Source organism: Microcoleus sp. K4-B3, from assembly GCF_036704615.1.
Lineage (GTDB): Bacteria > Cyanobacteriota > Cyanobacteriia > Cyanobacteriales > Microcoleaceae > Microcoleus.
The window spans coordinates 1-25567 of the sequence record NZ_JAUBSF010000069.1; the positions used below are offsets into that span (position 1 = coordinate 1).

At 46.7% G+C, this 25567-nt stretch carries 22 protein-coding genes; 12 read left to right on the forward strand and 10 right to left on the reverse strand.

What is annotated here, in order from left to right; all coding sequences use genetic code 11:
• Nucleotides 1–153: 153 nt before the first annotated feature.
• A complete protein-coding gene (locus tag QUA78_RS23525) occupies nt 154–360 on the forward strand; it encodes a DDE transposase family protein (RefSeq protein WP_333399046.1) in 207 nt (68 codons plus the stop codon).
• A 156-nt stretch (nt 361–516) separates the two neighbouring features.
• Here QUA78_RS23525 and ctpC read toward each other — a convergent pair whose 3' ends face one another.
• Both ctpC and ispG read right to left on the reverse strand, forming a co-directional pair.
• On the reverse strand, nt 517–1872 hold the full coding sequence (gene ctpC, locus QUA78_RS23530) for a carboxyl-terminal processing protease CtpC (protein ID WP_333399047.1): 1356 nt from the start codon (nt 1870–1872) through the stop codon (nt 517–519).
• A gap of 272 nt (nt 1873–2144) precedes the next feature.
• Nucleotides 2145–3368, reverse strand: coding sequence for a (E)-4-hydroxy-3-methylbut-2-enyl-diphosphate synthase (gene ispG, locus QUA78_RS23535; protein WP_333399048.1), 1224 nt, complete (start codon nt 3366–3368; stop codon nt 2145–2147).
• 337 nt (nt 3369–3705) lie between these two features.
• On the opposite strand from ispG, the gene QUA78_RS23540 reads away from it, so the two are divergent.
• Genes QUA78_RS23540 through QUA78_RS23565 form a run of 6 tightly spaced genes read left to right on the forward strand, consistent with a single transcriptional unit; the run spans nt 3706 to nt 7270 of the window.
• A complete protein-coding gene (locus tag QUA78_RS23540) occupies nt 3706–4122 on the forward strand; it encodes a Pepco domain-containing protein (RefSeq protein ID WP_333302966.1) in 417 nt (138 codons plus the stop codon).
• A gap of 1 nt (nt 4123) precedes the next feature.
• Nucleotides 4124–5584 (forward strand): GUN4 domain-containing protein, encoded by a 1461-nt coding sequence (locus QUA78_RS23545; protein ID WP_333302964.1) that lies wholly within the window; start codon nt 4124–4126, stop codon nt 5582–5584.
• A gap of 57 nt (nt 5585–5641) precedes the next feature.
• On the forward strand, nt 5642–6052 hold the full coding sequence (locus QUA78_RS23550) for a hypothetical protein (RefSeq protein WP_333302962.1): 411 nt from the start codon (nt 5642–5644) through the stop codon (nt 6050–6052).
• On the forward strand, nt 6052–6534 hold the full coding sequence (locus QUA78_RS23555) for a type II toxin-antitoxin system HicB family antitoxin (RefSeq protein ID WP_333302961.1): 483 nt from the start codon (nt 6052–6054) through the stop codon (nt 6532–6534). The genes QUA78_RS23550 and QUA78_RS23555 overlap by 1 nt, the downstream gene beginning before the upstream one ends.
• A gap of 25 nt (nt 6535–6559) precedes the next feature.
• Nucleotides 6560–6748: a hypothetical protein gene (locus QUA78_RS23560; RefSeq protein WP_333302959.1), complete on the forward strand. Its 189-nt coding sequence runs from the start codon at nt 6560–6562 to the stop codon at nt 6746–6748.
• An 18-nt stretch (nt 6749–6766) separates the two neighbouring features.
• Complete coding sequence (locus QUA78_RS23565; protein WP_333302957.1) at nt 6767–7270, forward strand: DUF2243 domain-containing protein; 504 nt, start codon at nt 6767–6769, stop codon at nt 7268–7270.
• Between the two features lie 71 nt (nt 7271–7341).
• Here the strand turns inward: QUA78_RS23565 and QUA78_RS23570 are convergent, their stop codons facing one another.
• The 4 genes from QUA78_RS23570 to QUA78_RS23585 all read right to left on the reverse strand — a co-directional run bounded on the left by QUA78_RS23570 (nt 7342) and on the right by QUA78_RS23585 (nt 16915).
• A complete protein-coding gene (locus QUA78_RS23570; protein WP_333302955.1) occupies nt 7342–8292 on the reverse strand; it encodes an Rpn family recombination-promoting nuclease/putative transposase in 951 nt (316 codons plus the stop codon).
• A 118-nt stretch (nt 8293–8410) separates the two neighbouring features.
• Complete coding sequence (locus QUA78_RS23575) at nt 8411–8776, reverse strand: hypothetical protein (RefSeq protein ID WP_333302953.1); 366 nt, start codon at nt 8774–8776, stop codon at nt 8411–8413.
• 172 nt (nt 8777–8948) lie between these two features.
• A complete protein-coding gene (locus QUA78_RS23580; protein WP_333302952.1) occupies nt 8949–10175 on the reverse strand; it encodes a clostripain-related cysteine peptidase in 1227 nt (408 codons plus the stop codon).
• Nucleotides 10176–10231: 56 nt separating this feature from the next.
• The gene (locus QUA78_RS23585) at nt 10232–16915 is read right to left on the reverse strand and encodes a translocation/assembly module TamB domain-containing protein (protein ID WP_333302950.1); all 6684 of its coding nucleotides are present in this window, start codon (nt 16913–16915) and stop codon (nt 10232–10234) included.
• 410 nt (nt 16916–17325) lie between these two features.
• Between QUA78_RS23585 and QUA78_RS23590 the strand changes: the two genes are divergently transcribed.
• Nucleotides 17326–17700 (forward strand): DUF3110 domain-containing protein, encoded by a 375-nt coding sequence (locus tag QUA78_RS23590; protein WP_172192320.1) that lies wholly within the window; start codon nt 17326–17328, stop codon nt 17698–17700.
• 217 nt (nt 17701–17917) lie between these two features.
• A complete protein-coding gene (gene murQ, locus QUA78_RS23595) occupies nt 17918–18829 on the forward strand; it encodes an N-acetylmuramic acid 6-phosphate etherase (RefSeq protein WP_333302948.1) in 912 nt (303 codons plus the stop codon).
• Between the two features lie 129 nt (nt 18830–18958).
• Here murQ and QUA78_RS23600 read toward each other — a convergent pair whose 3' ends face one another.
• Nucleotides 18959–19486, reverse strand: coding sequence for an adenylate kinase (locus tag QUA78_RS23600; protein ID WP_333399049.1), 528 nt, complete (start codon nt 19484–19486; stop codon nt 18959–18961).
• Between the two features lie 445 nt (nt 19487–19931).
• On the opposite strand from QUA78_RS23600, the gene QUA78_RS23605 reads away from it, so the two are divergent.
• Nucleotides 19932–21572: a bifunctional diguanylate cyclase/phosphodiesterase gene (locus QUA78_RS23605; protein ID WP_333399050.1), complete on the forward strand. Its 1641-nt coding sequence runs from the start codon at nt 19932–19934 to the stop codon at nt 21570–21572.
• A 369-nt stretch (nt 21573–21941) separates the two neighbouring features.
• Here the strand turns inward: QUA78_RS23605 and QUA78_RS23610 are convergent, their stop codons facing one another.
• Nucleotides 21942–23234: a CAP domain-containing protein gene (locus tag QUA78_RS23610; protein WP_333302943.1), complete on the reverse strand. Its 1293-nt coding sequence runs from the start codon at nt 23232–23234 to the stop codon at nt 21942–21944.
• A gap of 160 nt (nt 23235–23394) precedes the next feature.
• Between QUA78_RS23610 and QUA78_RS23615 the strand changes: the two genes are divergently transcribed.
• Nucleotides 23395–23526: a hypothetical protein gene (locus QUA78_RS23615; RefSeq protein WP_333399051.1), complete on the forward strand. Its 132-nt coding sequence runs from the start codon at nt 23395–23397 to the stop codon at nt 23524–23526.
• A gap of 190 nt (nt 23527–23716) precedes the next feature.
• Here the strand turns inward: QUA78_RS23615 and nblB are convergent, their stop codons facing one another.
• Entirely contained in the window at nt 23717–24391 is a 675-nt protein-coding gene (nblB, locus tag QUA78_RS23620) for a phycobilisome degradation protein NblB (protein ID WP_333302940.1), read from the reverse strand.
• Between the two features lie 113 nt (nt 24392–24504).
• On the reverse strand, nt 24505–24966 hold the full coding sequence (locus tag QUA78_RS23625; protein WP_333302939.1) for a CBS domain-containing protein: 462 nt from the start codon (nt 24964–24966) through the stop codon (nt 24505–24507).
• A gap of 244 nt (nt 24967–25210) precedes the next feature.
• Here QUA78_RS23625 and QUA78_RS23630 point away from each other — a divergent pair, with 244 nt between their 5' ends.
• Nucleotides 25211–25537 (forward strand): (2Fe-2S) ferredoxin domain-containing protein, encoded by a 327-nt coding sequence (locus QUA78_RS23630; protein ID WP_333302937.1) that lies wholly within the window; start codon nt 25211–25213, stop codon nt 25535–25537.
• Nucleotides 25538–25567 lie beyond the last annotated feature (30 nt).

Below are 25567 nucleotides of genomic sequence, written 5' to 3' on the forward strand. Positions count from 1 at the left end.
TATTATACTGATGATCGATAAAAAAGTCATTCTGGGTTCACGAGTATTTATACTCATCGCAAAAGTGACACGCTCCCGTAGTGCTGTTTCCTTATTTGATATAATGAGCGAATTGCTTAGTTAGTATCCAGCTTTTATTTGACGAATTTAGCTATGACAGAAACACCACAATTTTATATTGTCAAGCGTCCTGCTGGTAATTGCGAAATTTTGGCATTGGCGGAGCCCTCGCAAAGGATCGCCCAACTCGAACAACCAAACCCTAGTATTATTGAAAAGTGGGGCCCTTACGATTCTGCCGAAGATGCCATTGCCCGCCGCATCGGATTAATTCGCGCAGGCAAATGCCAGCCGCAATGACGGATTGCGATTGCTTTCCTCTGAATCGCGAAAGCTAACGTGAGTCGCAATGACGCACGCCAAAAAATAGCGAAGCATTCGAGTTTAAAATCTGGGCTTTTAGCCGTAATTCTTCCCCCGAATGCTTTTTTTTAACTGAAACCCTAAACAGGTTTTCTACTTCGATTTAGAAGGTGCTGCACTCGGTTTTGCCTGCGCCGCAGTCGGCTTAGGTGGCGCAGCATTCGGTTTCGCCTCAGCCTTATTGTTCCCTGTTTTACCAGTAACTTGCTTTGTCAAAACTTCCATAGCTTTCGCGTACTGCGGATCGGCCGTCGTAGCAATTTTATCGCGATCGCGCCTCAATTCCTGTTTTTGAGCGTCGGTGAGTTCTACCTTAAAATCTGGTTCAATCCCGGCGTGGTTGATATCAGTGCCGTTGGGAGTAAAATACTTGGCAATTGTCACCGCCAAACCCGCACCATTTCCCACGCCGCGTACTGACTGAACTAAACCTTTACCAAACGTCTTTGTTCCCACCAAAACCGCGCGTTTGTTGTCTTGCAAAGCACCGGATAGAATCTCGCTAGCACTTGCTGAACCGCCGTCTACCAGTACAACTAACGGTTTGTCTGTGAGATCTGCCTTATTTGCCGTTTGTTTATCGGCCTCGCCCACTCGATCGACCGTCGAGACGATCGTACCTTCTTTGAGCCACATCCGAGCAATTTCAATACTTCCGTACAGCAACCCGCCGGGATTGGAACGCAAGTCTAAAATATAGCCCGTCACCTTTTTCTGTTCCAAATCCTTAATTGCCGATCGCATTTCCGATGCAGCATTGGCACTAAACTGATTTAAGCGAATATAGCCGACTTCTCCGATGGGAGTTTTCTGCACCGACTTCCGCACGGGATGAATTTCAATTTTAGCGCGTTTCAGCTTAAATTCTAATTCCTTGCTGTTCCGCAAAATAGTCAGCGTCACCTCAGTATTCGCCTGGCCGCGAATCAAACTTACCGCTTGATTCGTATCCATGCCTTCTGTGCTCTTGCCGTCAATCTTAGTAATGATATCTTTTGCGAGAATACCAGCAGTAAAAGCAGGGGTATCTTCGATCGGCGAAATCACCACCAACTTCTTAGTTTCCTCATCTTGAGTCAACTGAATCCCAACTCCTGTCAGTTCCCCAGAAGTTTCAACCTGCATATTCTTGAACTCTTCAGGGTCCATAAACCGCGTATAAGGATCGTCCAGCTTCTTCAGCATTTCCCTAATTGCTTTGTAAGCCTCGTCGTCGCTGGTATAAGTCCGGTTCAAATAATCATTCCGCACCGCTTTCCAGTCAACCTGGTTAAAAGTGCCATCCACATAACTTTTGTCAATAATCTGCCAAACTTCATCAACCAATTCTTTAGGGCTTCCCCGAAAAGAAGCCAGAGATTTAGAACTGCAACCAGTGTTCGCAAGAGTTACAGCAGTGAGTACCACCGCTGCTGCACTTAGAACAAGCCCTCGTTTTGTTATAACCATTTGTCTGACGCGCGGGAGGAAAAGAGTTCAGAATAATTACGCTCAATCTAACACAGGCAAGGCCGGCTCGCGTTTGGCGTACATATATTATTATTCAACTTTGCCGAGTTGTATTCCTTTGACCACAGGCAAGATGCCTGTGCCACAACAACTCTTGTGGGGTGGGCATCTTGCCCGCCCCCGAAGCCACAGGCAAGATGCCTGTGCCACAACAACTCTTGTGGGGTGGGCATCTTGCCCGCCCCAAACCTCAAAACTAAATCCAGTCAAGCCTACTCAGGTTCGACCCAGCGATCGTCCGATTTAATCAAATCAATCAATTCTGCCACGCCTCGGTCTTCCGGCACCTTCTTAATTTCTTCCCGGCCCCGGTACAGCGAAATATAACCCGGTTGCTTCCCGACGTAGCCGTAATCAGCATCAGCCATTTCTCCCGGGCCATTGACAATACAGCCCATTACTGCTATGTCCAAACCCGTGAGATGCTTCGTCGCCTCTCTCACTTGGTGTAACACTTCCTCTAAATTAAACAAAGTGCGACCGCAGGAAGGACAAGCGACATACTCAACCATCGTTTTCCGCAGTCCCAAGGCTTGCAGAATGCTGTAGCAAACGGGAATCTCCTTTTCTGGGGCCTCTGTCAGCGAGACGCGGATGGTGTCGCCGATACCGTCAGTCAGCAGCGGTGCGAGGCCTGCGGTGGATTTGATGCGGCCGTATTCGCCGTCTCCTGCTTCCGTGACGCCGAGATGCAGCGGGTAATCCATGCCGAGTTCGTCCATCCGGTGCACCATCAAGCGGTAAGCAGCCACCATCACGGGTGCGCGGGAGGCTTTCAGGGAAAGTACGATATTTCGGAAGTCGAGGGATTCGCAAATTTTGATGAATTCCAGGGCCGATTCTACCATGCCTTCGGGCGTGTCGCCGTAGGTAAAAAGCATCCGTTCGGCGAGGGAACCGTGATTGACGCCGATTCGCAAAGCTTTGCCTTGGTCGCGCAGGGAAATCACTAGAGGTTCCAGGGTTTCGCGGATTTTTGCGCCAATTTCCGCGAATTCGCTGTCGGTGTATTCGGTTCTGTCGGCTTTCGGCTTCTCGAACACGTAAAGTCCGGGATTGATTCTCACTTTGTCTACGTGTTTGGCCACTTCGAGGGCAATTTTCATGCCGTTGTGGTGGACATCGGCCACGAGGGGCACGGGTTGGTAGGTGGCGTGCAGTTTTTGCTTGATTTCGGCTAAAGCTTTGGCGTGGGCCATGCTGGGCACTGTGACGCGGACGATTTCGCAGCCAATCTCGTGCAAGCGCCGAATTCCGGCGACTGAACCGTCGATGTCGAGGGTGTCTTCGTTAATCATCGACTGTACGACGACGGGGTAGCCGCCGCCGATGGTGACGCTACCGACTTTGACGGGCCGGGTTTTGCGGCGTTTGATGGTGGTGTCGAAGGTTGGTTCGGTGGTGAGGGTTTTAGTGGGGTTCGGCAGAGTTTGCATAACTGGTTGCTAGGGTTCTGTAATTAGAGTTTATAAAATTGTGTCTGCTGTTTTTTAGGTTTGCACAGAAAGGACCTGTTTGGGCAAAGAGGTTTTGGGATTTAGGATTTTTGATAGAAGTACGATCGAACTTGTAAGTCATATTATGTAGTTTTGGGCGATCGGGCGATCGATTTTTTAGTATTAAAATTTAACATTCGGGGCGGGCAAGATACCCATTCCACAGATGAATCCGGGGGCTGGTTTAACGGTTGATAAATTTTAGGTACAATTTAAAATTATTGTGGGCGATCGCATTTAGCAAAAATATCTCGATAGTTTGGAGTCTTAAACACTTATGCCAGATGAAACGATTAGGATTGTGACCAGCAATATTCCGGGCGAGTCGCCTCAAGTCGTTACTGCTGATGGTGGCAAAAGTCTGGGAATGGGGGGAGCACCTTTCTTGGATATGGAATCACCGTCAAAGTCTTCTAAACCGCCAAAAGTTCTCGATGCCACGGGTGAATTTAGAATTCATAATGTCAGTGTAGAGACATTAGAGCAAGAAATGGCTCATTTGCTGGCAGTTGTCGATCGACTGCTAATCCGCAGTGAAGAGAAGCGCGATCGCAAGTCTAAGATGGAGTTAGAGGAAATTGAGCTATCGGTGGAAATTAACGGTCAGGGACAAATTAGCATCATCGGTAACGGGGCTGCAGCGGGAGGAAAAGGAGCGATAAAGCTCAAGTTTAAACGGGAACAATCAAAGTGAAATGGCGAAAAATTGGGCTGTTGTCATCGGGATTAATGAATACGAACACCTGCAACGTCCGCTGAAATATGCTAAGCGGGATGCAGAATTAATGCGGGATTTTCTCTGCAATGAGGCGGGATTTGAGAAAGTTTACCATTTTTCGGAAGACTCATCGGAAAAACAGTTGCTGCCTACTAGATCGAACGTGATGCGGTTGTTGCAAGTTAGGTTTGAACAGCCTTTTATGAGTGCGGGAGATAACTTTTGGTTTTTCTTCAGCGGTCACGGAGTTCGTCAAAATGGGTGCGATTATTTGATGCCGACTGACGGTTTTCCCGAAGATATTGCAAATAGTAATATTTCAGTTAATTATATTATCCAACGCTTGCGGCGCTGCGGGGCTGATAATATTATTTTGATTTTGGATGCTTGCCGCGATGAGGGAAAGTCAGTTGAGGGGATTGGCCGTCAAACCGCCGAACAAGCGCGGCAAATGGGAGTCATCAGCATTGCTTCCTGTAGTCCAAATCAGATATCTTATGAAATTGAAGATTTACAGCAAGGTGTTTTTACTTGTGCGTTACTAGAAGGATTGGGTACTCAAGGTCAATGTGCGACTGTTGAACGATTGAATCAATATTTAATCCAGCGAGTAACCGAACTCAATCGCCAATTTGGGAAACCCAAGCAAACACCTCTGACTATTGCTGAACCTATTGAAAAATCTCACCTAATTCTTTTGCCGAAATACGCCACATTAGATGATGAGCGGACGCTCAAGTATGATGCTTCCCAGGCTGAACTCAACAAGAATCTAGATTTGGCAGAACAGTTATGGATTCGGGTATTAGTTGCATTTCCTGGTGATATGGATGCGATTAAAGCAGTAAAAAGAATTGCCGTTGCCAAGATACAGCCAGCAGCTATACCATATCAACCGAGTTCTAAAAATAATGCTACAACCGAAAAATCCCCTCAACCTGCACCTCCTAATTTTACTCCTATTGAGCCGGATGCTTCCCTCAAGTCAGAAGGCGGACTAGACTACACTAAGTTGCGCGATTTACTGGCAACTGGAGAATGGAAAAAGGCAGATGAGGAAACGACGAATAAGATGCTGGAAGCAGCAGGCAGAACAGAGGAGAGGTGGCTCAGCATTGAAGAGATCGATCAATTCCCCTGTGAAGACTTACGAACTATTGACCAACTTTGGGTAAAATACAGTAACGGACGTTTCGGCTTTTCGGTGCAGAAACGCATCTATGAAAGTCTGGGGGGAACCAGGGAATATGATAAAAAAATTTCGGAAGCTTTTGGCGCTCGGGTGGGTTGGCGTGTGAATAGTAACGAGTTGGATTATAGAGATCTCAAATTTAACACCAAAGCACCAGAAGGTCACCTCCCAGGCCGAGGACGTAAGGGGGGGTTAGCTTGTGGCTTGTTAAGTCTCTTCTCTCGCGTCGAGACTTGTAAAGTGTAACATCTAAAGGTTTCAGAACTTTGTTAACTACAGATAGATTAAAGCCACTCGAATAAAATGATAGAAAAAGGTGCAAAAAGTGGCAGACCCTTCAATCCCTCGAAAGCTGGCGGAAAGATTCTCAACTTATCTTATCAAAATGTTAAAATTACTGATAAAGGCGTTGCCTTGGTTGAAGCTCATGTTCGCAGATTTAATCCAGTTGGTGAAGCTGAGCTAAGAATGGTTGAAAGGTTAAGAAGTCTCGCCACCAAAACCCTTGTAGCTGAGCCTGTTGATTTACGCTTTTATACTCACGAGTTACGCGAGTATCTCAGGTATAAAAAGCTTGGCTACCCAACTGGACAACCCGCTGATCCGGATGAGGCTTATGAACTTTGGAACAATGCTCACACAGCTACTCTTGAAGATTATAAATTAAAAGAAGGATTCGGCGTTTTATTTCATCCGAGCGTAGAGGAATTTTGATGAAAAACCTAACTCAATTAACCCAGCTTGAATTAGTGCTGCTGGAATTAGTAGCTAAAGGTCAAGGAAAGTGGAGTTGGTACGAACTCGCGAATGCACTTTCCCGTCGAGATGTACCGCGAGAACCTGACATGATGGTTGTCTTAAAAAAACTGGCTGCTGATGGCTTGGTTAAACGATATGTAGAAACAAATTCGCCTCGCGACAGATGGGAATTGACGCTAGAAGGGTCTATGGTGTTGGCCAAGGCAAAAGCAGATAGTCAAAGCAAAATTATACGTTATGCAATTGCCATCCAGAAATCAGAAAGCAATTATTCTGCTTATGTTCCAGATTTACCCGGATGCGTAGCAACAGGTACAACTATCGAGGAAGTCGAACAGCAAATTAAAGCAGCCATAGTTTTTCATTTAGAAGAATTGCGTCAATCTGGTTCGTCTATTCCTGAAGCCAGGACTTTATGCAAATATGTTGAGGTTTAACGTAATGAAAACTATCAATTAGTATGTGGATGGTGTTGTAGAAGTTATTGCAGGCAAGATTCGATCGCACTTCTCCATCATCCATCAAAAATCAAGGCGCGATCGCACTTCACTCGATAAATCTATCTCGCGGATGATGCGATCGCCCCTCCTCCCCAGCAAAACTAAAAAATGTATTGGCAAATCCCTTCACCGACCCAGACTCAGCAGTTAAATAATCTGAGGTTTTCCATTGGACGATCGCACAAGCTCACCAGCCACCGCTGTTAACAACCGCCGACCTCTAATTATCGCAGGAATTCTCCTCGGTATCGGTCAATCCGGCTTTTTTGATGGCATTGTGCTGCACCAACTCCTCCAGTGGCACCATATGTTTAGTAGCGTTAAAACCGATGCTACCGTTGCCGGTTTAGAATTAAATACCCTCGGAGATGGATTGTTTCACGCTGCGGATTGGTTGGTAACAGTAGCGGGTATCTTCTGTTTGTGGCGTGCAGTGAAGCGCAAAGATGTTCCTTTGTCAACTCAAACTTTTTTCGGTTCAATATTAATTGGTGCTGGATTGTTTGACTTTGTTGAAGGCATTGTTGACCATCAAATTTTGGGAATCCACCACGTCAAACCCGGTATCAACGAGTTAGCTTGGGATTTAGGATTTCTCATTCTCGGTCTTATTTTAGCGCTGTTAGGTTGGATGCTGGTACAGAGGGAAGTTCCCGCAGATACTAAAGTTTAAATGAATGCAGAGATAGAGAATTCTACCAAATCCGGGTTAAAAATCCCTGCCTCTGTGTTTAACTCCTCAGTTCATCCCGCCGCCGACTCCAACCACGCAATCAAATCCTCTTGACTCCTAAAATCCAACAAAGCCTCTCCCAAATCATCTAACTGTTCCCCAGATAACCCCTGAATGCGAGTTTGAACTTCCTGTGTAACATCACCCACCCGCCGCACGAGTAGACGCATAATTAATCCTATTTCTCCTTCAATTTTACCCCTGTCGATTCCTTGTTCGATTCCCTGTTCAATCCCCTGTTGTATACCAATTTCTATCCCTTTCATCACAGACCCGATTTGGTCTTGGATAAACATTTCTCGCTTATCTACATCATTCAATTCGTCAAGTGTCAAATTTGCTCGGTTGGCAATTTCCAGCGCGGTATTAATCTCTTCAATAGACCCCAATGTATCTGGTACTGCTTCTAAAGAGGGCGCGTTTTTCATAAAGTAGATCCATTTTTCCGGCAGATTTTCGAGTTCATTTAATTCTTTTTTGAATTTCGGCAACTCGACAAACACTAGCTTTAACTCGCAGTTGGGATAAACGAATTTCTCTTCGGTTTCTGTGAATTCAAAGTTAGAGATTAGTTTTTCGGTGTTTTCAAATAAGATAAAGTCGGTGATGGTTAAAGCAATAACCGGATTTAACTTTAAATAACCTTCTCCAGCTTTTAGTTGAGTAGAATAGGTTTTGGCTGCATTGTATACTACCCGTTTTTCAAAGGCGGCGACGTTGAGTACCTGCATTTCCACAATCACGGTTTTGTTGCCGGTAATCTTGGCTTTGACATCCAGGTAAGTGTCTTTCAATCCTGTAACGCTTCCTGCTGAATAAGGGTCAATGATTTCTATTTCTTGGATTGTTGGTTCTCCGTTATACAGCATTGCATTTAGGAAGCTGATTAAAATTTCTGGATGTTCGGAAGAACCGAATATTCTTTTGAATGCAAAGTCTGTTTTGGGGCTGATAAAACGCATATTATAGAAGGAAGAGGGCAGAGGGAAGAAGGAAGAAGGAAAATGCAATATTTTAGGGATTTTTAGGTTGGTAGTTGCGCTTTAGCACGCTTAGCGCAACTACGAAGTTTTTCAATTATCAGCCTGTGGCTTCAGTAGTAGTTGCAGGCGACATAACTAGCTTTCCAGTTATATCCATTGTTGCCAGTTTCAGCACTTCATTAAAAGCTAAACCCCGAATTTTGAGTTCCCACCGAATGCCTTTTGCTTTCATTCGCTTGGCTTTCCGCATATCGACATCACCAGCTTTTTGATGCAAGAGCAAATATTTCATTGCTGCTGTAGCTTCTACTTTTGTGGGAAATGCAATATAGGTGATAAATCCGCCGTCCCAGTGATTGGCGTTGCGGACGCTGCTGATAGTCGCCACTCTCGGACTAAAGCGGTTCCAGTAAAAGTCGCTGTAGCCGATCGACTCTGTTTTTACTTGGAGTTTGTTTGCCATTTGACTTAACTCCTATAACCTTGTGTGCGGGGTTGGCAGCAGGGCTTTGATTCTGCTATTTATATTATAGCATTGGGACGTGGGAATTGGGAATTGGGAGCGAATGCTGGCTGTTGTTTTACTTCCCTGACTGCTTCTGTGAAGTCGGGAAAGTAAAATATTCCAAATATCTTTAGTTCTTTTTTGTCTCAAATACAACGGCCTCAAAAAGCTCTACAAGCTTTAAGTCTGAATAAACCGATAAATACAAATACTTTTCCAGCTTCTGCCGATTTCTAGGTAAAAATAAACCTAAGCCTGATAAGTTTTTATACTTATGTCTAATTCTTGAGTCAAGTAATTCACCATTCTGTTGCACTCTCTGAATAAGAAAATTATTTAAAAATAACAATAAATCGTTACAAGCTGACGGACTTGCACCTGATAATTGGGTAAGTTTTTGTAAAAAATTTGCGAAATCAACAAAGGTTTCTCCAGAGCTATGATAAACTACAGTAGTGTTATTGTAAAAATTGACTTCAGGCCCTAAAATTGAGGATATAAAAACTTTCACAGGCGCAATATCTGCTTGCAAAATAGAATCAATCACAACATTAACTTTTTCCGGCAAATAGCGAAAATAATGATTGTTAGTTAATGTCAAAGTATGATACATATCAGGATGTTCATAATCCATAATCTTTTTAGCTAGCTGAGAACCATCAATGTCGGGATAATCGCTCAAATCACTTAACAATTGCTCATAATAGTAATTGGGCGCTCCAAGTTGGAGTTGAGATGAAAGCGTATACTTAGCAGTATTTTGGAAGGTATGGTGTACTTCAATATTTCCTTTATTACAATTTTGGAAAAATAATAATTCTAGATTTCCCTTTACAGATTGGTTAAAATCCAATATAAGTTGATTTATTTTTTGAAGATTCATCCATCTAATTTCTGCAATTGAAGGGGAGGTGGGATGTTCGTCGGGGCTTATTTCCATAAGCGTTCCACTATGACCTAAAAACACAATAGCCCAGCGTCTGGCTTGAAATTGAGATTGTGCCCAAGTCAGATACTCACTCAAGACTTCTGGACTACTACTATCTGCTGTTTCTAAGTATTGCGTATCAACTTTACCTTGGCTAATGATGCTTCTAGAAACTTGTGCTGCTCCACTAAAGTCTGATTGTACGACTACCAAAACCTTGTCATTTTTTACACCTTTACTTAGCATTTGAAGAATTGGTTGTCCGAATCTTGAGAGATTATTGTCGTAGGGCATCCAGTATAGTAATATCCAGTCATAATGATTTTTAACCGTACTTCCAAGCATATATTGGTCTCCCGAGTAATATATTGTCTCTATTAAAGAAGTAATACTTACTGTTATCAATTTGATGGCTTCTCTTCTGTTCACTTTTTCGATTCCTCATTGAGGATAGTCAGCTTTTTGTAGACTGTATTTTGGACTAACTAAAACCTCAATTCATATTCGGCAGTGACGCGGTTGTCTCCTTGAAAATTACTGGAACTCCTGAGTAAAAGTTTATCGCTCAATCGATAGCGCACAGTAAATTCAGTCGGTTGATTTGCTGACAAAACTCGAATGATTGATGCTGAAATATTGCGCGTGATGTCAAAGCCAACTTCTAAACCTAAACCAAGAGAACCCGCACCCGAACTGGAACTAGCTGTTTGTGCTTCGTTCCCTCTAATCCGAGTGGGAAATAAGCGAAATTCGCTCAATCCTGTAGCGTTAGTAATCGCAGATTGAATGTTGTTCAATAAACCCGCACCGGCTAAATTTGCGATCGCCAGTGTACTGTCTCCCTGTCCCAAAGTCTGCACGAAACTGCCACCCAATAGCGCTACAATCTCTGTTTCCGATCGACTCGGAGAGCTCCTTAACTCCAGACTTTCGGCCAACTGAGAAGCCCTTCCCTGCACTAACGCTTGAATTCGGACACTCCGCACATTGCCGAAAGTTGTCGGTTCGTCTGCTATTTCAGAGGCTACAGATGCGCCGGGAGTGCGGAACCGCGTTACTTCCTGCACCGAAGTTGCTAATCTCACATCCAGCGTCGGATCGAGTCCTTGTGTTGGTATAAAGGTAGCAGTCTGGGGGTATCCTCGATCGAGTCTAAACTGCGTTGTAAACAAATTCACCGACCCGGAAGTCAACCGAATCGTACCCTCCGGGCGAAGGTCATCTAAAGTTCCGTTCACCGTCAAGCCCCCAGTCGCCTGAAAACTCAATATCGGCGCACTTGTTACCCGAATTCCCCGGCCCAAATTCAGCCGCAAATCGTTTAATCCAACTTCAAAGGAAGGGGAAGGAGAAGGGGAAGGGGAAGGGGAAGTCGCAGCAGAAGGGGAAGCAGAAACATCAGTCGCAGGGGAAGGGGAAGATGTGGAAGGAGAATCAGAATCAGAAGCAGAAGAGGAAGAAGCTAACTCAGTTGTGCCGCCGCCGGGACTCCGAAGAAATACTTCGCCGTTGTACAGTTCAATATTACCGCTCAACTGCGGGCGCCTAGCCGTGCCCCTTGCTTGCACTTGACCGACAACGCCGCCGCTGTACAATCCTCTGAGATTGACGGCTAACTTGTCTAAATTCACAGCCAGGGGATTAGCCGCATCGACATCGCCCTCCGCGAAGGGCACAGACAGCGGAATCACGCCCTGGGCGACAACTTGTCCCTGACTCAACTGTCCCCGAATTCCCTCTACCCGAATTCGATCGCCCTCAAAGCGCACCGTCCCAGTCAGCCCTGTCAGCGGTTCTGGGAAGGCTCTCGCGCGGACAGTTGCATTTTCAAAATTCGCAATTCCTTGCGCTACAGGGTCTTGCAGCGTCCCTCCTACGCGAATTTGCACCTGTCCCTTGCCGCTGACCCACGCAACTTGCGGAGTCAATACATTAATAATTGCCAAACCTTCATTTTGCAAATTCGCCCTCAAATCGATTTGATTGCTATCAGCTTTCACCGCTGCAAAAGGCAACTCAAAAGGCAAACTTCCCTGCACCTCAATCGGTTCAGTTTGAGTTACCAAAGCGCTGCCGCCAAAATTCAGGCGGGCATTGCTGTAACTGAAACTGCCGTCGGCTTGTTTAATCGGTTCTCCGTTTAGCGTACCCTCAACCAAACTCAATTCTCCGGTGGCTTGCGGGTTTTCCAAACTGCCGGCCAAATTCGCCCGCAAATTCAAATTTCCCGTGACATCCACAAAAGGCAATTCCACCAGTTTTGCCAACTCTTCCACGGGGACATTTTCTACCCGCAACTGCCCGGATTGAGCTTTTTGCCCGAGTTGTCCCGAAAAGCCGATCGCACTTTTTCCCGATCGAATTTCCAAAGGCAAAACAGTTAAGATCCCGTCCTGAAAACTGCCTTCAATGCTGAACTTTTCAGCGACATATTGTCCCCACTGCCAGTTATCGCCTTTCACGTTAAATTGAGCTTGCACCCCCGTTTGCAAAGAACCGGCGACAGCAATTTCCGCGCCAAAAGTGCCTTGCAATTCAGATAGCGCAGGCAATTTTTCTGATGATTTCACGGCCTGCTGCTGCTGCAAAATTGTTTCTATTTCTGCCAAGCGGCGCAACTGTTCGATTAGCGGGGCATCCGGTTCTCCGACTGCCACAGTTTGCACGTCGCCACTGTCACCGTAAACGGGAGGTTTTAAGCCTCTAGCCAAGTCGCCTAAATTGAAATATTGCAAAGCGGCTAAAACCTGCTGCAAATTGCCTTGCTGTACGTTAACTTTCCCGGCAAATTTCGGGTTTGCGCCTGTTTGAACATTACCGGAAATTAAGTATTGACCGCTGCCTTGGCGGAATATGCCATTTGTGAGAGTGGCGCTGCCGTTAGCGTAGCTAAATTCGGCTTGGAAACTGTCACCTTTAATGTAGCCGATCGCCGGTTGGGCGATCGCAATTTGTCCGCTTGCTTGCAAAGTCGCCGGATTTAACGGCAGCTTCCAACCGGGCACATTTACTTGTCCCGAAACCGTACCGGTTATCGGCCCCAAACCGGCCTCTTTACCGGGTGATAGATTCAAAGCAGCAAGGGGAAAATCGCTTAAATTAACTCGCAAAGTTTCTCCCTCGGTTTGGCCCCTAGCGACAGATTCCCCGCGTTGAATTAAGAAAGATGTCGGCAGAAAAGATTGATTTAAAGCTACTTGAATTTTGTCGCTTGCGCCGGCCAAACGCAAATCTACACTTTTCCCAGCATCTGCATTCACACTCCCCGCCAGTACCGGGTCAAAAGCGATTTGATTTACTGCTAAATCCCGCACTTCCACGTCGCCAACTAAGTTGAGGGCGGCGAGGGTTCCGGTGAGGCGGCCGGTAAAATCGACATTGCCGCGCAGGGGCTGGTTTTTCTCGGAAGCATTTTTGTCACCAATTGGTGACAAAAATCCTAGTTGTTCTGCCGGTAAGGCTTCCAGGTTAAAGTTGGCGAGTCTGACATCCAAATCTAAGTTGGAAATTGAGGGCCCTCCTTTACCTGCGAGTTCGACGTTAACAAAGCCGTTTGCTGTCAAACCGGGAGTTGTGGCGTTCTCAATTTCCACCCGTTTGCCGTCCCAATTAAATACTGCCTCAAAAGGTTGTTTCACAAACGGCAATTCCGAGATGCGGAAACTGCCGCCGGCGCGAACTGTTTGCGGGGAAGCGGCAATCGGCCCGGATAAATTGATATTGCCGTTAAACAGTCCTTGAAGCTGGGGGAGATTTGGGGCATCAGATACTACGCCTTGCGCTTGCAAGCTTTGTCGCTGCGACTCAAAAGCTTGCTGGAATCGACTTATAGCAATTTGCTGGCCCTCGATTGACGCGCGCCAATTCCCCGATGCGGCGCTGCCTTTAGCATTGACAATTCCTCCGCCGTTGGCGAGTCGAATTTGTCCGTCGCCGTTGGCGGTGATGCCGTTGGCGGTTAGATTATCTACTGTTCCCAAAATGCGGACTTGACCGTCGAGGGTTCCGTTAATTTCTGGCGGTAAATCCGCTGTCAGCAAACCTGTTTGTTTGAGGGTTTGTTCTAAATTACTGACGGCAATTCCGTTTGTTTCCAGCAATGCTTGCAAGTTGCCGTTTTCTAATTTTGCCGTAGTATCGATCGCCCCGAGTCGATCGACCAAAATCCGCCCTTCTCCGCTACCACTAATTCCCTTGGCTGTCAAGTTATCCAAACTGCCCGCTGCTTGGAATTCGCCGTTAACTCTGCCGTCAAATCCTTTAGGCAAAGTCGCCGTCAGCGGAAACAGTTGGAGATTGCGAACAGTTTGTTCTAAGCGGCTGAGAATAACTCGATCGGCATCGGCGAAAGCTTGCCAGCGTCTGTCTTCTAATTTACCTCTAAAAGCGACAGCACCGTCGGCAATATTGAGTTTGCCGCTGCTGTTGACAGAAATATCGGCGGCGGTTGAATTATCAAGATTGCCGCGGGCTTGAATTTGATTCGATATTTGTCCGTCTAACGATTTTAGAGTTTGGATTTTGGATTTTAGATTGTTGAGATTGGCGACTGTTTGGGGATTGTCAGCAGTGAAAGCCAAGCCAACATCTAACAGGGGCAATCCTAAATCTACTAAGCGGCTGATGGAAGTGCGATCGGTTTCTGCCGTTCCCTGCCAATTTCCCCCAGCCAATTCTCCTTTAAAATTAACATTGCTGCCGGCAAGATTGACTCTGCCGCTGCCGCTGGCATTGATGCTGCTAGCAGTCAAATTGTCAAGACTTCCCGATGCTGTAAATTGACTCGATAGCTGTCCGTCGAGCGATTTTAGATTTTGGATTTTGGATTTGAGATTGTTGAGATTGGCAGATTGCTGATTTTCGGGATTGAATGCTGAAGCCACATCTAAAATCGGCAGTGTCAAATCTACTAAGCGGTCGATCGAAGTGCGATCTGTTTCTGCTTTTGCTTGCCAGTTTCCCGCTACCAATTCTCCGTTTAAATTGACATTGCTGTCGGCAAAATTGAGCCTGCCGTTGGCATTAATATTGATTCCGCCGGCAGTCAAATTGTCAACATTGCCCGCGGCTTTAAATTCACCTGCTAGCTGTCCGCCGAGCGATTTTAGATTTTGGATTTTGGATTTTACATTGTCTAGATTGGCGGTTGAATTGTTAGAATTAGCACGTGCTAAAAACGGCAATCCAATATCAATTAATTGATTGACAGCTACTTTTTCAGTGTTGCCAACAACTTGCCAGTTCCCCGATTTTAGTTCGCCATTAACATCCACTATACTGTCAGCAATATTCAGCGTTCCTTTGCCCGTCGCAGCGATCGCATTTAAACTCAAATCGTCCAGAGTTCCTGCTGCTTCGACGGTTCCGCTGAACAAACCCGCTAGTTCAGGAGGGAAATTAAGCCCCGGTACCACTTGCTGCAAACGGTTAAGGGCCACGCTATTGCCCTCGATCATAGCTTCCCACTGACGGTCTTTTAGCGCAGCATCCACGTTAACAGAAGCGTCGCCAATTTTCACAACCGTATTTTGCAAATCCGCCGAATTGCCTCCGGCTCGAATTTCGCCGGATGCGGGGAAAGTCCCTTGCGGTGCTTGCCATTGAACTCTAGCTTGAATGTTGTCTAAGGGGCCGAAAACTTGAGCTTTGGCGGAGACAGTGCCAATTTTAACAGTAGCAGGAATTGGGAGAGCGTAAATTTGGGCGATCGCATCTGCGGGCAAGTTTTCAGCTTGTAAATCAAACACCAAACCCGATCGCGAATTCTCACTTCCCAAAGCAATATCAACTTCACCTTTCCCGCCAATTTTACCACCCGCCGCCGGCACTACCAAAATATCGCTCAAAGTCAAAGCTAAAGAGGAAAACGGGGGAATAGAAGATTGAGAATTGGGAGTTGGGGTTTGAGCCATTCTCCCCCGTTGCAATTTGAAATTAGTGCTAATATTGTTTAATTGCAGTCGATCGACTGTGGCGGGTTTTGTCGAGGCGATCGCACCTGTCAGCACCGGCAGATCGACGGTTCCAGTCAGCTTGACATCCGCCTTCACCTCCCCCGCAACAGCAACCGGCAATACTACTTTCTGCCCTAACTCTGTCTCCACCGCACTGACAACACTTGCAAAAGCAACTGGTTGCACGTTAGTTGTCAGATCGAAGCTAGCTTGCTCCAAATTAAAATTAGTTCCAGTGGCAACTGTTCCTGCTATTTTCAGCGGAATTAGACCGTAATTAGCCGCCAGACTATCGACAATCAAATTAGTTCCCTGAAACCGCAACTGACCGCTGCTATTTTGTATAATTTGTTTCAGCGGAGCAATACTCGCTTGCACTCCTCCAAAACTAGCCGTTCCCACAATTCCCGATACTTTATTGTCTCGCAATTGCACGGTCAAATTGCCATTAGCCAGACCTTTTTGTAAAGAAATGCCGGGAAGTTTCAGCAGTCGAGCGAGGTCGGACAAAGGCAAGTTTTGACCTTGCAATTGCAGGTTAGTTTGAGCCGCAGGTAACAGAGAATCAGCTTTCAGTATAAAATTATCGCTGTTAGTAAACTGACCGTTTACTTCGTAGAGAACGCGGTGATTTTGGTCGCGAAATAGAGCACTGCCATTTTTTATAGTTACAGAAATAGGAGCAGAAGTTTTTTGTCCGACTGCGGGACTCGGCACCAAAACTGCCGCGGCATTTTCAGCTCGAATTGCTTCAACTTCAGTTTTAAATAAACCCGGAGATTTCTGCTCTGCCGTTGGAATATTAACCCACCGGCCTTTAGCATCCTGTTCGATATAAGCGCTGGGTTTAACTAAGGTAATATCTAATTTGAGAGTGCGGTTGAACAGCAGCGGCCAAACCGAAAATTGCACTTCCACTGCTTCTGTAGAAGCGTAATCCGGATCGGTAGGAGTTGCAGGTAAAGTCGATCGGCCAAACCGCAAACTTGTCAGAGAAAATCCCTCCAAACGTCCGAGTTGCACAGGGCGCTTCAGCAACTGACTGACTTCAGTTTCCACCAAAGGAGCTAACTTCTCCCGCACCCACTGGTGTGCTACCGCCGCCCCAACCAAGGCGATAATGCCCAATCCCGTACCGCTAAGCAGCACCAGACGCCACCAGCGGCGGTGGGGGCGGGGTGCGAGTTGATTTGTGTCATCGTCCGAGTTAGTCATGGGTGTTTCTCAAAGCTTGTGAGAATTCAGGAATTGAGGAAATCAGCGGGTTTTAGACAGGTATAATTTTTGTGCTTCGTAAGCGTACCTTCTGCCTTTGGTAGACTCAGGACTGAGGCGGGAAGTGCCGGTGGCGCTTTAGCGAAGCCCTCGCAGAGGATCGAATTTCAAGATTCACGTTCCACACTCGGCGGCAGAGTCCAAGAACCTTTACCAAACTTAATCAAAACACGCAACACAACCTAACACCAAGTATTCTAACTCCCCAAAATCCTCTCGATCCCCGCGCGTGCAAGATCGGGAGTCAATCTAAAATCTAAAATCTAAAATCTAAAATTTAAAATCGACTGCTCGGTGGCCCGATCGCTCCTAAGATAAAAAAACGGTGGTTAAGAAGGTCTTTAAAACTTATGCGAGTGTTCGTCTTACTCTTCAATGCCCGCACCGAGAATGAGGGAATTCATACCATTCAACTCGGCGATCGCAATAAAGTTCTGATGTTTGAGTCAGAAGACGACGCCACCCGCTTTGGCGTGATGTTGGAAGCTCAGGATTTCCCAGAGCCCACTGTCGAGGCGATCGACGATGAGGAAATTAAGGAGTTCTGCGATAGTGTTGATTATGATTGGGAACTGGTACCGGCGGGCGCGCTGGCAATTCCGCCAGAAGACAATGTAACACAGACTCAGTGGCAGGCGGAGCTTGAGCCAGAGCCGGAGCCGGATTCTGACGTTTCCCAAAACGAACTGGATTCTATTCGCCGCCGACTCGAAGGACTTTTGTAAAAGGAAGGTTCGGCAAAGGATTCTGTAGCGGATTTAACGGATGGATCTTGAGGGAAGAGAGAAGGAGGAAGAGGGAAGAAGGATAAATTTGATATCTTCGAGCTTTTTCAATCCTAGGCTCCATTTGTATATAGAGGCCCTAGGCTTAAGCTGGGACTCTTTATGTCTCTTGACTTCGCTTGAAGGCCGACAACTGACAATTAACAACTGACAAAAAATGAAGAATTTGGAAGAACGGGGCCATCTGCTGACGGAACAGGTGAATGCCAACAGCGAGAATTTAGACCAACTCAGTTCGATCGAATTAGTGGACTTGTTCAACCGGGAAGACGCCCAAACCTTAAGCGCGATCGCCCGTACCCGCGAACAGTTAGCCCGAGCGATCGACATCGCCGCCGAGTCTCTGCGTCAAGGAGGCCGCCTGTTTTATGTCGGTGCCGGTACTTCCGGGCGTTTGGGGGTGCTGGATGCGGCCGAGTGTCCCCCCACCTTCTGCACGCCGCCAGAACTCGTACAGGGCATAATTGCCGGGGGTGCGGGGGCTTTGGTGCGGAGTTCGGAGGATTTGGAGGATCGGGCTGAGGATGGGGCTGAGGCGATCGCCCACCGTCAAATTACCAACTTAGATGTAGTTGTCGGGATTACGGCTGGAGGTACGACACCGTTTGTCGCGGGCGCTTTGCAGGCGGCGCGCCAGCGGGGGGCGAAGACTGTGTTTATGGCCTGCGTACCCGTCGAACAAGTGAATTTTGAGGCTGATGTTGATATTCGGTTGTTGGTTGGCCCGGAGGTAGTGGCGGGATCGACGCGCTTGAAAGCCGGTACAGTAACAAAAATGGCTTTAAATATCATTTCGACTGGGGTAATGGTGAAGCTGGGGAAGGTTTACGGCAATCGGATGGTTGACGTGGCGGTGACTAATAAGAAATTGCGCGATCGGGCTGTGCGGATGTTGCAGGATTTGACTGATTTGAACCGGGATGAAGCGGGTTTTTTGCTCGAAAAAAGCGGCAAGTCTGTTAAATTAGCTTTGATGATGCACTGGACTGGTTTGGAGAAGGAAGAGTGCGATCGCATTTTGGGCGAATTTCAAGGCAATTTGCGATCGGCTGTAGCATCAATTAGTTAGTAGTCAGCAGTCAGCAGTCAGTAGTCAGTAGTCAGTAGTCAGTAGTCAGTTGTTATTGGTTATTGGTTATTGGTTATTGGTTATTGGTTATTCCCCATTCCCCATTCCCCATTCCCCATTCCCAAGTCATTAGTCATCAGTCATTTGCAATACCGATTCCAAAAATTGTGCAATCTCTTCAGTGGATCTGATGTGATAAACACTTTTGGTATTTTGAGCGCGATCGACATACTCCCGATATCTGGAAGTCAAATACTTGTGACACAACCAAAGAGCGCGGTAACTATTAATTGAACTCTTCAATATCGGACTGTTTTCAGGCCAGCCTTCTGGGGGTATAAAGCTACCTGAAATCAGCCGTTTAGTCACCCACCAAAAATGCACGTATAGTGGTAAATCGACAAAAACCAGACTATCCGCCTCATTGAGTCGCAGCCAGAGGGTTTCCCTGCAACCAAACCCGTCAATAATCCATCGATCGGTCGCCAGAATTTTCTCATGGGTATGCTTGTATTCTTCATAGGGAACCTCAGCGCCCCCAGATTGATATTGAATCTTATCCAAGATGTAAAGTGGCAAACCAGTGATTTCCGATAATCTCTTGCTGAGAGTTGATTTACCGCCTCCCGCATTGCCAAACACGGCTACTTTTTTCATAGTTACCCTTTTAGTAATTGAGTTATTAGTCATTAGTCATTAGTTATCAGTAGCAGACTAAAAGCTCAAGGTCGATCTAATTTGCAGCTTTCAAAAAAGTCAATTTCGGTGAATTGTGGCGCGGATCACACACGTTTTTGAAAAAGGCGATTAGGGTCAGTATATATATGGGTTGTTGGGCGACAGCTTGGATATTTTATCATACAAGCGATCGCGGCTCGGTATTGTCTGTCGATCGATTTGTAAAATATCTGTCAAATCTAAGGCGATCGCCCCTTAGTTAAAAAAGCCGTTTCTGAAGCCAACGCACCTAGTACGAGACTGCTGGATACTCTACCCACTTTAAAATTTTAAACCGAGTCCTATGCAACCAAAGCCTAACCTTAACCTATACTCATCCTTGGGGCATCTCCCCTGGCTGAAAAAAAGCTACACTGCCAAAATTATGGTGGTTGCATTTTTAGGCACGCACGTTCCTTTGCTAACCTTAATGGTCTGGTTTCTTACCTCAAATGCTTACTCTGTAGAGACATCAGTCGGGGTTCTGCTGGTTGCTCTGCTGGCGACATTAGCGGGTACGGCAGCAACGCTTTATACGCTGCGCTACCTCCTTCTGCCGGTAATCTTAACCTCGGAGGCTCTACAAAACTACCTCGATACAAGAACATTGCCGAACTTACCCACAGAGTTTGCTGATGAAGTCGGTACGCTGATGGCAAATTCCTCACAAACGCTTTACAAACTAGATGAATTGATTCATTACATTACCCACTACGATGAACTGACTGGATTGCCAAATCGTGACTTATTCTGCGATCGCCTGAATCAAACCCGATCTCAAAATCACTCACCCTTGGTCGCAGTGCTGGTATTGGGTATCGACGATTTCACGGGGATGCGCCATGCGTTGGAGCCTGGGATATCCGACTTACTAATTAGAGCCGTTTCCCAACGGGTGGTACAGTGCATGGATGGGTCAGAGGTCTTGGCGCGTTTGGGCGATGGTGAGTTTGCGATCGCTCGCAGCGAACTCCCCTCGCTGGAGAGTGTGGTCAAGCTATCCCAACTGCTGCTGAGTACGCTGGCAAAACCTTTCTCTGTAGAGGGCAACCAGATCCACCTCACCGCCAGTCTTGGCATTACATTGAACCATCTAGAAAATACCAATTCTGCAGAGCAACTTCTTCAGCAAGCTGGCTTCGCACTCCATCAGGCAAAGCAGCAAGGGCGGAGTCAATATCAGTTTTATTCACCAGAAATGAACCTTCAGTTACAGGAGCGACTGACCCTAGAAAATAGCCTGCGCGGAGCGCTGGAGCGTAACGAACTGCTGGTTTACTATCAACCGCTGATCGACCTCGACAGCGGACAGGTGACAGCAACGGAGGCGCTGGTTCGCTGGCAGCATTCTACAGAGGGTTTGGTCTCTCCGGCAAAATTTATTCCGATCGCCGAAGCCAATGGCGAGATCGTGCCCATTGGTGAATGGGTCTTGCGAACGGCTTGCGCTCAAACCCGTCGCTGGCAACTGGCTGGGATGCCAGCGCTGCGGATTTCGGTGAATCTGTCGGCTCGACAATTTGAGCAGGCGAATCTGGTTGAGATGGTTCGCCAAATTTTGGCCCAGACCGAACTCGAAGCTGCGTATTTAGAACTGGAAGTGACTGAAACTGCCTTGATGACTGACATTGAGCGATCGGTCAAAACCTTATTGCAACTGCGACAACTTGGGGTGTCCCTCGCCCTAGACGACTTTGGCACAGGTTATTCTTCCCTCAACTACCTGCAACGGTTTCCGGTTAATATGCTCAAGATCGATCGATCGTTTGTCCGAGATGTACTGTCTAACCCGGACAGCGCCACCATTACTGATGCCATCATTGCTCTGGCAAAAAGTCTGCGGTTAACGATCACCGCAGAAGGCATTGAAACCAAGGAGCAGCGTGACTACCTGCAAGCGCGAGGCTGCGATGAAGGTCAAGGGTTTTACTTCAGTCGCCCTGCTAACGCTGACACGATCGCCAAACTGCTAAACGAGTCGTTTCAGTCTGATGCAGCATCTATCGCTCTTGCCACCCACTTTTAAGCTGAACCATTAGCTTTCACTGGTAATGCGATCGTAAACTCAGTACCCATGCCTGCGGTTGAGTTGACTGCGATCGTACCGCCGTGTTTTTCCGTCCATGACTGTATAACAACCAATCTCTCAAAACAGCCACCCCGATTATACTCTCAAAGTTAAACGTAAAGCGCTCTCGTTCGTTTTTAGATTCCTGACCGAAAGCATCCAGGATACAAGCCCCCGGATTCATCCGTGGAGGAATAAAAAACCTGTATCCGATAAAGGAGCCCCCTAATTTATCCGTGAGGTCAATGCTAAAATCTAAAATCTAAAATCTAAAATCTAAAATCGATTGACTTCTCCAAGAAGTCGGGAATCTGGGTATGCTGTTTTTTAGACGTTGACAAAAACAGAAGATGCAAGCTGACTTTGACTGACACCCTGCACGATTCCCAAATAATTACTGCCCGACTTAATCGCCGTAGAAGCGACGCTTGCGCCTCCATCCAACTGCAAACTCACAGCTTCAAAAGTCAAGTTTGCAAACCCGATACCGTCAGTCAAACCAATGTTATCCCCGATCGCAAAATCGGTAATCGCATCTGCACTTATTAAAGTAGCCGAAGCAGACAAACCTCCTGCTAAAATAAACGTATCATTTCCGCCACTGCCCGTCAGAATATCTTGACCGCGATCGCCCGCCAACAAATCGTCGCCGTTACCGCCAATCAAGATATCATCTTCTTTGCCACCGCGAATAGTATCGTTACCGTCCGATCCGATTAGTCGATCGTTATCGTTGTTGCCGCTGATAAAATCATTGCCAACACCCCCATCAATTGAATCCGATTCTTTGCCACCCGATAAGCTGTCATTGCCGCCTGCGCCATTAATTGTATCCGCACCTTGCATCCCATTAATGCTATCAACACCTTCTCCCCCGGTGATATTGTCTTTGCCGGAAAGGGCAAAAATTGGCAATCCCGCAGCATTTGCCGGTATTTGACTATCGGCACTATCTGATAGGAAATAATTGCCGCCGCTGGCTGTATTTTTAGGTGCTTGTGTCGGGCTGCCGTCCCCTATAGCATTGGGTATTGGCGAAATAATCGATACCAATGTGTTGGGAGTAGGAGTAGGTATCGGTGTGGGAGTCGGTGTAGGAGTAGGTGCGGGATTGACACTACCGTCAAGAGAAGTCGCAAAAACTTGCGTCCAATAGTGATTCCAATTTTCTGTGCCAGTATCGTCGGCTAAGAAATAATAACCGATGCCAATTTCTTTGAGATTAGGGTTAAGAATGTTAGCACGGTGGCCGCTGCTGTTCATCCATGAAGATACAACTTGTTCGGGTGTAGAAGAACCAGCAGCAATATTTTCTGCTGCCGCTGAGAATTTATAGCCCGTTGCAGTAACCCGACTTGCTAATGACGAACCATCTTTTCCGGTATGGGAAAAGAAGTCTTGCAGTGCCATGTTTTGGGTGTGATTTTCCGCCGCATTTAGTAACTGAGTATTTAAGGTTAGCGGGGACAAACTCAATTTGCTGCGTTCTATGTTGGTAAGTTCTAAAACTCTATAAATAAAGTTTTGATTGATTGAAGTTGTTGCGACTTGAGAGGCCGAGCGCTCTCCTGTTAAAATGTCCGAGGACTGAGAACGGGAATTTTGTAGTTGTTCAAGCATGGGGATGATAAACACTTTTAAGAGTGGGTTTGGCTGGTAGATTGCTTACCCTCTTAACGATAGTTTCCCCGATCGCTAGCTGGTTGGGTACAATTCAATAATTGTGTTAATCCCTGCCGCTGCTTTATCTATTTTGATTATAGCTGTTGTCAAAGTGCCGATGTCAAGATCCCGGCTCTGGTTGGGAAAGGGAAGAGTGCGATCGACTTTGAGGAGAGTTTACAGGAAATTGGCGATCGCCCGTGGCATCAAGACAATTTTAGATTGGAGAGTTGAGATTTTTCCTGATTAGTAAGGTTTGCGGTGCGCACCCAGCCCGCTGGCTAGCGGGCTAGAAACCCGGTTTCTACGAGTTTTGCAGACAAAAACGAGAAATATAGCAAGAAACCGGGTTTCTGAACTCTGTGTGCGATAGCGAACGGAATTTTTAGTAGAATCCTCAGAAAAAATTCTAAATTAATTCAAAATTCACACCTCAAAACTCACAACTTTAAAATATTCTCTTGTCCGGCTCTAGCTTCCTGAGCAACTTGCTCAACCTCATCTTTGGCAAGAATTTCCAAAGCTGTCTCTGCTTCTGCACCGCCCAACCGCCCGAGAGCTTGGGCGACTCTGTAACGGATCTGCCAATCTGCATTGGAAGCGTAGGGAAGCAGCAGCGGCAGCGCGCGTTTATCTCCCAATTCACCTAATGCGCTGATCGCAATGGTTTGGATCAATTCGTTTTCAGAAGTGAGGGCATTTTCTAACATCGGAAAGGCTTTCGGATCTCCCATTTCTCCCAAAGCCGCGACGATGCTGAGCTGCACCAGCCATTCAGATGTACTGCTGTAAACTTGCTGTAAATCTTCTAAAGCATCGGTTAATTTCAATGCACCCAAAGCATCGGCTGCTGCTGCTTGCACGTCGGGTTCCGGGTCGTTGTTCAGGCTGTTTCGCAGTACCTCTAAAGCGTTCGGCAGATTCTGCGTGCCGAGGGTTGATATTTGGCTGACTGCTGCGTAGCGAACCCGGACGTTTTTGTCGCCGATCGCAATTTGAATCAGTTTATAGGCGATCGCGGGATCTAGTTGCCGCAGTTGGTTGACTGCTCGCAGTCTTTCGCCAAAATCCTCGGAATTCAGCAATTGTTCGACAGACTCAGGGGTAATGCTCATTCGATTTTAAATTTGATAATTGGTAATTGGTAATTGGTAGTTGCCAAAAGTGAGCGAGATTGAAAGAGCGATCGGCTCGTTTTCTGATACAGTCCTGGAACTGCAAAAGTTAATTAAGATTCGGCCGCCATCGCTCGGATAATATCTCCCCTAGTGAGGATGCCGATTACTTTGCCGGCAGTATCAAGCACCGGCAATCGGTGGATGCTGCGATCGTGCATCAGTTTTGCAGCTTCTTGGAGAGATTTGTCGGGCCCGATGGTAACTGGCTCTGTACTCATCGCTTCTCCTACTGTTTGTCCTAAAGCCTTGTGGAGCTCTCGCTCGTAACGAGATGGATTTTCCAAATAAATCACGCTGTCGAGCACCATGATGTAAGCGGGCGGAGTTACGCCGGTTTCCCGCCACATCAAGTCGGTTTCGGAGATGACTCCTACCAACAAGTTATTCTCATCTACGACGGGAAGACCGCTAATGCGTCGATCGGCTAAAATTTTAATCGCTTCGTTCAAGGGCATTTCGGGTCGCGCCAAAATCGGCTCGCGGCTCATTACATCGGCTACTGTTTTTGGCATGATTAGCGGTTGATTCAGTTATCTCTCTACATCGATCATATAGGGAAAGCGTGACAGAGACTGAAGAAAGGCAGCTCTGCTGAAGGGATTCGTTAGAAGGTAGAAAGAAGGAAAGATTTTGAATGCCAGAATTTTGCTGTTTTTTTCGATCGCACTATAAAATTCTGCCGTTTGCCTCCCTCCGGCGGGCGATCGGCCTGACAAGATTGTTAAGATATATTAAAGAGCGGATAAATCCTTACCAATGCCAGAATCTCCAGCCCGAGAACCAGACTCCCAACCAGAAGCCCGCTGTGTATTGGTTTGCCAGTATCAATCTTGCCTGAAAAATGGTTCAGCAGCAGTGCTAGCTGCTTTTGAAGCTCAACAAGTTGCAGGGGTAATAGTTGAGGCCAGTAGCTGTCAGGGACAGTGCAACACTGGCCCGACTGTACGAGTTACCCCAGACGAAATTTGGTATTGTCGAGTTAAACCGAGTGATGTACCGTTGATTGTGGAAGAACACCTCAAAGAGGGAAAACCTGTAGAGGCGCTGTTCAATCCGAGAATTCATATGCGTTATTATTATTAGTATTGACTTGATGGAAGTGCCAATTCCCAG